Genomic DNA, 10,613 nt, shown 5'->3' on the forward strand with positions numbered 1-10,613 from the left:
AAAAGACCTTTATTTCATAGGGTTACGATTCTGGCACATTGCTTGCTTCTTAATTTTGACAAAGTCACGACAGAGACCAGCTCGCCACCGGGAGCAAGCAATAATGAATAATCCGTGCGTTGACAGTCTGAATCAGCCGGCTAGCCACCTGCTTCACATGATGGCGGCGGCGGAATCCCCCTCCGGGCTGATCAAGCAAATCGAACCCTGTCTTGCCAGGCAGAAATATGCCGGGATCAGCGGTGTTTCGCTGCAAGCGGGCCCATTGGGGAACTGGTCCCATGGAGATGGTGGGGGCATCCTCGTTGATGGAGACCTCCTGCATGCGGGACGTTCCCTTGGGCGTCTGCGGGTTTTCGGCGATGAGCATTCGGAGGCGGGGCAGAGTATTCGCCAAATGGCGCCCCTGCTGATTGCCTCTGCAGCACGATTGCTGGCACTGCACGAGGCGGAACGGCGGGCAATGATTGACCCCCTAACCGGGGTGCTCAATCGCCATGGTCTGGAGGTCCGGCTCGCCGAAGAGGCAGGACGTGCACGGCGGAACCAGCTACCCTTGAGCGTTTTGATGATTGACGTGGATCATCTCAAGGACATCAATGATCAGATGGGGCACGGGGCAGGGGACCGCTCCCTGCGCAGCTTGGCGGACGTTCTGACTGCTTCCGTGCGCGGCTCTGACCAGGTCGCCCGCTGGGGTGGTGACGAATTCATGGTATTGCTCCCCGAGACCGACCTGGAGGGGGGGCGCATGGTCGCGGCACGCATTCGCCGTCTATTGTCGAAAATTCCGGCAGCTCCCATGGTGAGCATTGGTTTGAGCGAAATGGCCGGGACGGACAGCATTGAGCGAATGGTGAGTCGCGCGGACCAGGCAATGTATCGGGTCAAGAAAGCAGGTCGAGATGGCGTTTCAGCCGCCTAGGGCGCCTCTGATCAGATCATCTGGTTTTGGCTTTGCTGCCATTGCAAAGCAGATAGATAATGCTGGCGGACTTCTTCCGCCGTTAGCTTGGGTAAATGCAGGCCACTCGGGTCCGCCACTTCATAAGCCAATACATTATTGAGAATCTCGCCGGTTGGGCCGACGCCCTCGATCAATGCTTTTTTTATATCCTCAGCCAGGGGAAGTCGGGTAAGAATTTCCTCCATGGGACGATCCAGTAGAGCATCCAAGCCGGAAAACAGGCCGGCCATGAAGCATGCGTCAGCCAACTCGGGAGATAAATCATGCGCCAGAAGTTCGGCCATTTTGGCCCGAACGAGCAATAATTTGACGAGTTCCTCTGGCTTATCCGTTGCATTACACAGAGAGACAATGGACGCCCAGCGCCTTAGCTCCTTCATACCGAGCATCATAATGGCTTGCCGTACAGACCTTATTTCAAAACTGCGCTGGTAATAGGCGGAGTTGATGTAACGCAAGAGCTTGTAACTTAACGAGAGGTCTCGGCTTATGACTGCTTCCAGCTCAGGGATTTCTGCGTCCGGATCGTGGATCTTGGAGAGAAGCTCAATGATGGCGAGCCGCTCTGTGGACAGAGTGGTATCGCTGGATATGTCGGGTCGGCTGAGGAAAAAGCCCTGATACAGGTCACAGCCCAGAGAGCGACAGTGCTCTAGTTGAGGGCGGTCCTCGATCTTCTCGGCCAGGATAGTGAGCTCATAACTCCGAAACTTCTTGATTAAATCCTCTGCACCATCACCCAGGAGAACTGGCATTTCCAGCTTGACTATATCCACAAGCTCGAGCAGGGGCTCAGTCTCCCGGGAATAGTTATAGTCATCCAGTGCGAGGGTGTATCCCTGCTTCTTCAAGCGCTGGACCGCGGCAAGGAGTTCATCATCAACGGAGACGTCTTCGAGGATTTCTATGACGGTGCGATCAGAGGGAAGGGGCAGCGGGCCGGATTCCACAAGGAAGCGTCGGGTCAGATTGATGAAGGCCGTTGAGTCTCCCACCAGGTCCTGAAGGCCGAACACGGTAAAGGTGCTCATTATGACTTCCGAAGTGGCACTGTCACCGTCGTTTACCTGAGCGGTCTCGGTGATGCCTGATCGGAACAGCAACTCATACCCATGCAGCGAGAGATTCTTGCGGAATATGGGTTGCCTCGCGATAAACACGTTTTCCATGCATGGCTCCCTGCAAGCCGTGCCGTTGAATGCCCGGCCGTAGAGTCATCCCTGAGAACGGGCAGATCATGAGGCGAGTATATGACGACGGCATGGAAAATGCAGCACCATGGCTGGCAGTTGGGACGAGTGTGTCATATTGTTGGGATAAATGGGCCTAATGTCAGCTTATATCTGCCCGAAGCATGTCTTGCTGGGAGGTGTGCATGTTTGAAATCGGCAATTACTACGAGCAATTGGTCAAGGATTATCTCTGGAAGCAGATGGAGCGACGAAGCGATCGACCGGCGCAGGGCTATCTGGAGGACGTGGCCTGCCTGGCCCTGAACCGGCTCCCACCCCGTTATGTCCGCCATACCGTGGATCTTGGCTCCCATTTGAGTGACGAGGAATACGCCCAGATGGAACAGCAGGTTGCCACGGCAGTTGATCAGGCCATTGCCCAGGTCCAGGCCCGTCCGCGCCATCGGCAATGATCCCCGTGCTTTGATTTGGGCAAAATAGCCCAAGCGGCGACGGGGAGGTCTGGAGAGCTGTCATTGGCAGGCCAAGCCCCCTATCATTGGAGGCGGGGGGAGGTAGCTGGTCTCAGGTCGGGATTATCCTGAACAATCCTGTTAAGGCCGCCTGTTGAATTGCTGCCCATGGGATCTTCTTGGGGGCTTCCTGGAAAGTTAAAGATGAATTTAGCGACTGATATGGATTGCCAGGTTCCTGGGCAGCAAGCAGCTGCTGGAGACGCTGGCGGCGAGCGTGTTCTGAAACTCACGCTCCTTGTTGTGCTTGGGTGTTTGTTTTGCGTCTGGTTTTCGGCTCTTCACGCCAACACGGGCTTCGTGCGTTTCGAGAGTCTCACCATTGAAGATGGCCTCGGCCAAAACACCGTCGGCAGTCTGTTGCAGGACAGTCGTGGTTTTATCTGGCTAGGTACGGAAGCGGGACTACAGCGCTACGACGGTCAAGAGTTTCGGACGTTCCGTCATGATCCGGCAGAGCCTGATTCTCTGGCGGACAATTTCGTTATTTCTTTGGCCGAAGGGCCGGATGGCAGCATCTGGGTGGGTACCATGGCTGGCGGTATTCATCGGCTGGATCAAGCCAGTGGCCGCATGGAGAGAATCCGGGTTCGGGGCGCGGAGCCCGACACGCACGGTCTGATCTGGGCGATTCACGTAAATGATCGCGGTGATGTCTGGGCCGCCACCCAGGACGGCGCTCTGTACCGAGCGGTAGATCAAAATGAGTTTCGGGTTTTGGCGCCCGAAGTCCCTATGGCGGAAATCGTGGATGGCCGTCGACCCATTGCCGCGCCCTTTGTGGCTGTTACTGAGGATGTTCACGGCGACATCGTATTCGGAACCGCCGATGGCCTGGTGCGCCTGAATGACGACATGGAGTTTGTACCGTGGGAAAAGACTACCATCGGGGATTCTGTGCCCAGCGGCTTTTTTGTTTCCGCTCTCAACGTTGATCGGCAGGGCAATCTCTGGGCTGGCGGAGCCGGTAGCGTGTTCCGAGTTTCCTCTGGGGGCAGGGTAGAGCAGTTCGGTGAGGATCATCCACTGGGCCAAGCCGCCCTGGATACGGCCATCTGGGCGATTGACCAGGATCCCGAGGGGTATCTTTGGTTTGCGACTTTCTCCAGTGGCCTGTGGCGCTACGACCCGGATCAGGAAAGCTTGATGCAATTCCGGGGAGATCCGTCCATGCCACGAGGACTTGCCGAAGATAACCTGATGACAGCCATGGTGGACCATAGTGGTCTACTGTGGATTGGTACCGAATCACATGGGGCACAGCGGCTCAATCCTCAGGCCTTGCGTTTTGGCCAGTTCGGGCATCACCCGATCAAGGAAGACAGCCTGCCTCATCCGGTGGTTTGGGCGATAGAGAACAAGGGCGACAAGCTCTGGGTGGGAACCCAGGAGGGCCTGGCGGTAATGAACTGGCCCGACACCGAAGAGGCGAGCCAGGTTAGGCGCTTCCACGGGCGCAGTGATGAAGAAACCCGCTCTCTTCAAGCCTCCCATATTAGCGGTGTTCGCACTGCTTCAAAGGGCTGGCTTTGGGTGGCCACACTATCCGGTCTTTGGTACGGACAGGATGATCCCGATGCGGAAGACGGGATGAAGCTGGCTCCCGTCAATGTAGCTGAGGCCTTGGATCAGGACTATGCGGCGCCGATACCAAGTATCACTGTCGATAGCTACGGTAATCTTCTGATTGCCTGGGAAGAATCCATTGCCGCTCGTTTTTCCGACAACGAACGTTGGGAGGTCCTGCTAGATGCAGAAGAACTTCGCCTTGGCTATATCCATGCAATCTGGCTAAGGAATGACAGCGATTTGTGGATATCGGGGGAACATGGCCTGTTGCTCTATGACCTGGCTGCGGATCGACCCCGTTATCTCATTGCTGGTGATGATCGTAGTGGAGAGGCTGAACATATATCCTTGCGACATGGTGGGGTGTTTGGTTTTGATCAAGCTGAAGACGGAAGCGTCTGGCTGGGCTCTCAGACCGGTCTTTATTGGGTGAACCTGGATGCCGGCGAATGGCGACGTTACAGCCAGGGCGATGGCATGCCAAGCGATTCCGTCTACGCCGTTGCCCTGGATTCCAGTGGCTACGTCTGGGTGAGCACCGCCCAGGGTCTGACTCGGCTTGACCCGTTGAGTAAGGAGTTTATCAGCTTCGATGTCAGTGATGGCTTGCAAAGCAATGAGTTCAATGGCGGCGTTGTCGCGAAGCTGGAAGATGGACGTCTGGCATTTGGTGGCTTGAACGGGATCAACGTATTTCGGCCTGAGAAAATGGAGATGCGCTCGCCACCCCCTCCAGTTTCGATCACGGCGGTTCAGGTTGGCGATCGTTTGATAGATGACCTTTTGTTGGGTTCGGATACGCAGATCACCGTTCCTCATTACGATAATTTCATCACCGTTGATTTTAGCGCCCTGGACTTTCGCAACCCCCGAAAGAACCGTTTTCAGTATCGCCTTGATGGCTTTGATGAAGACTGGCGTGATGCGGCCCGGTTCAATCAAGCCATTTATACGAATCTCCCGCCTGGGCATTACACATTGCAGGTAAAGGCGGCCAACAGTCTTGGTGTCTGGAACGAGGAGGGCGAAAGCTTGCGGTTACGGGTAGAAGCAGCCCCGTGGTGGCAACCTCTGGCTATAGTCGGATACTTTATCCTGGCTTTTCTTGTTACCGCTTTTCTATTTCGACTTTATCTCCGCCGCCTGGCTCGGGAGCGGTTGATCGACCGTGAAAGGGAGCGAAGGGAATTGTCCGAGCGTCTTCAACGGGTAACCGCCCGGCTCGCGGCATCTGTCGACCCCGAACGGGTACTGGACCGCTTGCCTGAGAACCTCGTGGACCTGGTTGACGTGGAGGCGATGGTCCTGTTCACGGACAACGGTGAGCATTACGACCTGAATGGGGAACGTGGCAATGAGCAAGCGATTAAATCGCTCAGCAAACTTCCAACCCGCTTGAGTGCGGCTGTCGACCGTGCAAAGCAGAGTGGCCGGGTTGAACTGCTAGAAGAAGGTGAGTTGATAATGCTCGCCTATCCACGGCCTGGCGACTCCAGTGCGGTTCTCGTGCCTTTGCGGGTCAGTGGTGCCCGGTATGGATTCCTGGCCCTGGGGAGACAAGGTCCTGCCTTCAATCATCAGGAACGAGAGTTGTTGTCTGTTGTGGGGACCCAGGCCATGGTTGCTCTGGAGAAGGCCAATCTATTCGCGAGGGTAGAGGAGCTTGCAACCACGGATGGCCTGACGGGGTTATTTAATCGTCGCCATATCGAGACACTTGCCCTGGAAGAGCTGGCAAGAGCCGAGCGATACAGTCATGGAATGGCTTTGTTGATGATTGATATTGATCATTTCAAGACGATCAACGACCGTTATGGCCATGACGAGGGAGATCTCTGCCTCAAGCGCTTTGCACGGCTGTTGACCGACGAAACCCGCCGCTCTGATCTGGTCGGGCGGTTTGGCGGTGAGGAATTCATGGCCGTCCTGCCGGAAACAACCCGAGACAAGGCCGTGGAAGTCGCCAATCGAATCCGGGAGCGGGTAACCCAAACTGCCTTTTCTGATCATGTTCTGGAAGGGGACTTGAGCGTCAGTATCGGCATGACGATACGCAAGTCTGGTGAGAACAGTCTGCAGGATATGATTCGCCGGGCGGATCGGGCGCTCTATCAGACCAAGAGAGGTGGCCGGAACCAGGTGGTGATAGCCACAAAGGACGATGACGCGAGCGGGAGCGTGGAGTGATTGAAGTCGTCTATTTCGCCCATGGGATGGAAAGTGGCCCATGGGGCAGCAAAATTCGCCTGTTGGCTGATATTGCCACTAATCGTGGTTTGACAGTGGAAAGTCCTGACTACTCTCACACCCGGGATGGCCGGGAACGGGAGGCGCAACTTTGCCGTCTCCTGGAAGAAGACTCCCGTGCCCGATTATTGGTTGGCTCAAGTATGGGAGGGTGGGTGTCCTGTCGAGCGGCGAATCAGCACCCACCAGTAGGGCTGTTCCTGATGGCACCGGCGTTTGAGATGCCTGAGCACCCCTCGGCCATGATTCCGGATGGCGTCCCAACCTGGATTATTCACGGTTGGGACGATGATGTGGTGCCTCCCAAGCAGAGCCTGGATCGCTCGGTTGGCCACCGCCTACTGTTGGTCCCGGATGGTCATCGATTGGGCGCGACCTTTGGTGAGCTGGGAGGATTTTTCGCCAATTGTCTGGATACCTTGGGCGCCATTGAGTCGTCTCCGCATTGACAGGAACCCCCTGCTGTGGTTCTGTAGAGAAAATCCACTTTAACTAGAACTGATAAGTTGTTGTTTTCGGGTGTCAAATCCCAGAGATCTAGTGACTTTTCATTGACTCAGGGTGTGACAAGGGGGGTTTAAGTAGTGGCGACGAGGGATGTTGGCGCCAAACAGCTCGCAATGTATGCGGACAACCCGGTTCGCTACTGTAATTTGCGAGGGCAGGTCGAAGGTCGCGGCAGTGCCGGGGCCAACGATGATGATCGCACTGTGAAAACAGATTTCCTGCGACGGGTGTTATTCGGCTTGGCACTTGCCGGCGCCTTGATAGCGCTGATTGCCCTGCACGACTTTATCGCGCTTACCGACATTCAGGTTTTGGGAGTGGACGATCTGGCCACGCTTGGCTTGATGGTAGCGGGACTGGCAATGCTTGTAGGGGGTATCTGGTGGGGCTTGAAGCGCGGTGGCTTGCATCGCAAGCGAGAACTCTGCGAGCGCTTCGAGTTGGATCCCGATCAGCATCGCCTGATTGCCGCGTCTATCATGGGTAACACGGGACGCCAGTTTCGCGCCGACGACCTCATGGCGGTGCCTCACGCTGTTTTCCTCCGGAAGGGTGCCAGCAAGTCCTACCATGTCGCTTTACTGCTCAGTCGGCCCTATTCCGGCAAGGTCCATGACTCTGACCTTTTCCGCCTGACCCTCCACATGGGCATCATTCGGCGAGTGATGGGTGTGCGAACCGTGACCGGTTCGATTCGCTATGCCGGCAAGTTGGTCAAGGTAGCCTACAGTGACTCGCTCTATAATTCCTTGCGTAATCTGGCGGCTGAGTATCGCGAGTCGGTGAAACGCTGGTGGCCGGAAAACCGCATGTCATTGCGTCACCGCCAGCGGGTTGCCGCCGGCAAGGCAGTGGGGGCCAATACCAAGGACTGGCCCGATGAATATTTCATGTGATCCGGGTCAGAATACCCGGCCGCCAAAGCGAACCGGATAGAGACCGTCCTCATCCTGCTCTCCAAGATACTGTAGGGCGCCGGCCAGGTTCGCCGGCGCATGCTCTCTCGCCCCGATTCTGGCCTCTAGCTCATAACGCCTTTCTTCCGCCCGATAGTCGATATTGCCCTGAACCCTGAAAGGCCCGTCGTCACCGACGTCCGAGAAGTTCACTTCGAATTCAGCGGACTGACCATTGGCATGACCGGTGAAGTTCCCCAACTCATGACGCCCCATGAGGTTGAGGACCAGATCGAAGACTCTCAGGTCCACTTCACCCTGCTGCAGGGTATCGCCCAGAAGGACTAGATCGCGGGCCTGGAAGCCGGCTTCCCCATGGATGCTGTCGGCTGCTTGATTGAATACGGGCGCAAAGGGGGCCAGGGGAATACTGAGCCCGGTTGCTTCCGGAATCTCAATGCGACCACCTGGGCGCATGACGATGCGGGCGTCTACATTGCCACGCTCAATCTCAAGGTTTATATCGGCATCGAGCCGGCCCAGGAGGAGACGGGAGGCACGCAGATTCCATTCAGCCGGCCCAAGGCGCATGGGACCTGCCTGAATCTGGCCGATACGACCGTTCCAGATTGTCCCGCTGGTGGCTTGAAGGCTGAGTTGCTCGTGCTCCGGGGCCAGGGTGGGAATCAATGACGCCGGTGTTTTCGCGATCAGAAAGAACAGGAATGCACCGATACCCACAAGGGAGAAGAGTAGGCCTCGCTTCATGCTCCCTCCCGTTCCAGTGTCAGGGCAACGTTGACGCGACCGGACTGATTGGTCTGATCAAAGGTTACTCGGGTGACTTCGATACCGTGCTCGGACTCCAGCGCCTGCAACCATTTCAGGGTGTAGTCGAAGCGTGCCGACTCCATCCGTACTCGCACGGAGTGATCTCCATCAGGAGTGATCTGGCGCACGGCCCGGCCGAGCTCTGCCTCCTTGGATGTGCTGTCCACGATGCCGAACAGGCTCTGTCCACTGCCGGCCGTGGTCTGGCGTCCGGCACGCTCCAGGCCCTGGATTTCGGCCGCGGCGCCTTGCATCCAGGCCAGCAGCTCTCGCTGTTCCTCGGCTTGCTTCATGAGATCCTGACGATGATCCAGGTAGGGTTCCACCAGCAACAGGTAAATCCCGCTGACTGACACCAGGACGGCGCACACTGTAACCATCCAGCGCTCACGCTGTTCAAGTCCTTCAAACCAGTCACGCAATGAATCAAACATCCTTAATTCCCCCTCAGGCGGACTTGCAGGCGGCCGTCCACATGATCATCGCGGGTGTTGGCGGACTGAATGGTGGCCTCATAGCGGTCACTGGCGGCAATGGCATCGCGAAAGGCATCCAGGGCGGAGGCCTCGGACACCCGAATATTGATATCAAGCACGCCAGGGCGATAACTCAGGCCACGCAGACTGCCGTTCTGCAGCTCACTCATGCCTTCCCCCATGGCTGCCAGGGTGGGGAGGAAGTCGCCTTCCACGCCGCCACCCCGCAGGGCATTCAAGCGTTGTTCCATGCGCAGGCGTGGCTGTACGAAGCGTTCTGCATCCGGCAGGGCTTCACGGAACACGGACTCCACTTGCTCGTCCAGAGCCTGCACTTCATTGGCCACCTGGTGGATATGCAGCCCCTCGCTGATCGCCATCACCAATACCCAGGCCGCGGCCACACCCACGACCGGCCGCCAGGGGTACCACCATTGATCCTGCTCGCGCTGCATCTTGTATTCGGCCTGGGCCAGATCAATCGGCAGCCGGGAAGGGGCCACGGGGACGAGACCATCCAGCGGCCGCTCACCACTGGGGCGGTCGTCAATGGCGAGCCGGTCACCGAATCGGCTTTCCAGGGCTTCGGCAAATGCCTGATCCTGCTCCGGGCGCAGCAACACCAGCTTCTCCGGCGCGGATTGACCTTCATCGACGTCGCCGTCATCAAGCCCCAGGGATTCCTCATCCTCGGCGGGCAAGAGGCTGTCCATGAGTTCCAGCGTCAGGCTGCGGTCGATGCTGAAGCCATCGCAGTCAGCGCTTCGCAGCAGCACCCGCTCGCCATCAATCAGCAGGGTCCATTCGTTTTCGTTTCGGGGCAGGGCGAGAAAATCCGGCAGGATACCGGCAAGCAGCAAACCGGCTTTCTGGCAGCGTTCGGTCAAGGCCTGCATGCATTCATGGGCGGCCACGGCGACCCGGACCCGGTCATCTTCCTGGCGGGGTCCAATGGCAAAGTGCAGGCGCTCCACATTCTGGGCCAGTTGATCTTCCAGCACCCAGGGCGCGGCCTGCAGCATTCGCTGGTATTTGCGGGTGGGAATGTGCGCATCCAGCAGCGTCACGCTCTCGCCCGGCAGCAGGGCAATCACCCGGCGGCCCTCGGCCATCTCGGCGCAATCGGCCAGGTTCTGGACGGTTGGCGTGCCCAGGCGTTGGCCCTGGCCATCAATCAGGAAACTTTCGACCCGCTCATCCGCGGGATCGGAAAAACGTATTACCAGGGTTTCAGTCATTCCAGTTACCTGCCGACAAGCGGCTCATTCGGATCCAAAACTTCGATAGACTGATGCCACGGCACCACTCTCATCCTGAAACAGCAAACTGTACATGGTGGGGGAGGTGGTTCCAATATCGGCCCTTGCCACCAGCCAGAAGTAGGAACTGACCACATGCACGGCCAATCCATCCCG

The 10,613-nt window shown here is 57.3% G+C and carries 9 protein-coding genes; 5 read left to right on the top strand and 4 right to left on the bottom strand.

The window, feature by feature from the left end; genetic code table 11:
• Positions 1–103: 103 nt before the first annotated feature.
• Positions 104–925: a GGDEF domain-containing protein gene (locus ACJWXQ_RS09395; protein ID WP_406672673.1), complete on the top strand. Its 822-nt coding sequence runs from the start codon at positions 104–106 to the stop codon at positions 923–925.
• A gap of 11 nt (positions 926–936) precedes the next feature.
• Here ACJWXQ_RS09395 and ACJWXQ_RS09400 read toward each other — a convergent pair whose 3' ends face one another.
• The gene (locus ACJWXQ_RS09400; protein WP_406672674.1) at positions 937–2,136 is read right to left on the bottom strand and encodes an EAL and HDOD domain-containing protein; all 1,200 of its coding nucleotides are present in this window, start codon (positions 2,134–2,136) and stop codon (positions 937–939) included.
• Between the two features lie 206 nt (positions 2,137–2,342).
• Here ACJWXQ_RS09400 and ACJWXQ_RS09405 point away from each other — a divergent pair, with 206 nt between their 5' ends.
• The 4 genes from ACJWXQ_RS09405 to ACJWXQ_RS09420 all read left to right on the top strand — a co-directional run bounded on the left by ACJWXQ_RS09405 (position 2,343) and on the right by ACJWXQ_RS09420 (position 7,891).
• Complete coding sequence (locus ACJWXQ_RS09405) at positions 2,343–2,612, top strand: late competence development ComFB family protein (RefSeq protein WP_406672675.1); 270 nt, start codon at positions 2,343–2,345, stop codon at positions 2,610–2,612.
• Positions 2,613–2,780: 168 nt separating this feature from the next.
• Positions 2,781–6,428 (top strand): diguanylate cyclase, encoded by a 3,648-nt coding sequence (locus ACJWXQ_RS09410; RefSeq protein WP_406672676.1) that lies wholly within the window; start codon positions 2,781–2,783, stop codon positions 6,426–6,428.
• Positions 6,425–6,937 (top strand): alpha/beta fold hydrolase, encoded by a 513-nt coding sequence (locus tag ACJWXQ_RS09415; RefSeq protein ID WP_346053323.1) that lies wholly within the window; start codon positions 6,425–6,427, stop codon positions 6,935–6,937. Before ACJWXQ_RS09410 ends, ACJWXQ_RS09415 begins: the two co-directional genes overlap by 4 nt.
• A gap of 135 nt (positions 6,938–7,072) precedes the next feature.
• The gene (locus ACJWXQ_RS09420) at positions 7,073–7,891 is read left to right on the top strand and encodes a hypothetical protein (protein WP_406672677.1); all 819 of its coding nucleotides are present in this window, start codon (positions 7,073–7,075) and stop codon (positions 7,889–7,891) included.
• Between the two features lie 6 nt (positions 7,892–7,897).
• On the opposite strand, the gene ACJWXQ_RS09425 is transcribed toward ACJWXQ_RS09420, so the two are convergent.
• The 3 genes from ACJWXQ_RS09425 to gspL are packed head-to-tail and all read right to left on the bottom strand — an operon-like array spanning position 7,898 to position 10,436.
• Positions 7,898–8,659 carry a type II secretion system protein N gene (locus ACJWXQ_RS09425; protein ID WP_406672678.1) on the bottom strand — a complete coding sequence of 254 codons (762 nt, stop codon included), beginning with the start codon at positions 8,657–8,659 and terminating at the stop codon, positions 7,898–7,900.
• Positions 8,656–9,156: a type II secretion system protein GspM gene (gene gspM / locus ACJWXQ_RS09430; protein ID WP_406672679.1), complete on the bottom strand. Its 501-nt coding sequence runs from the start codon at positions 9,154–9,156 to the stop codon at positions 8,656–8,658. Before gspM ends, ACJWXQ_RS09425 begins: the two co-directional genes overlap by 4 nt.
• Positions 9,157–9,158: 2 nt before the next feature.
• Entirely contained in the window at positions 9,159–10,436 is a 1,278-nt protein-coding gene (gene gspL / locus ACJWXQ_RS09435; protein ID WP_406672680.1) for a type II secretion system protein GspL, read from the bottom strand.
• Positions 10,437–10,613: the final 177 nt, after the last annotated feature.

Source organism: Natronospira sp. (assembly GCF_007134575.1).
GTDB classification, from domain to species: Bacteria; Pseudomonadota; Gammaproteobacteria; order Natronospirales; family Natronospiraceae; genus Natronospira; species Natronospira elongata.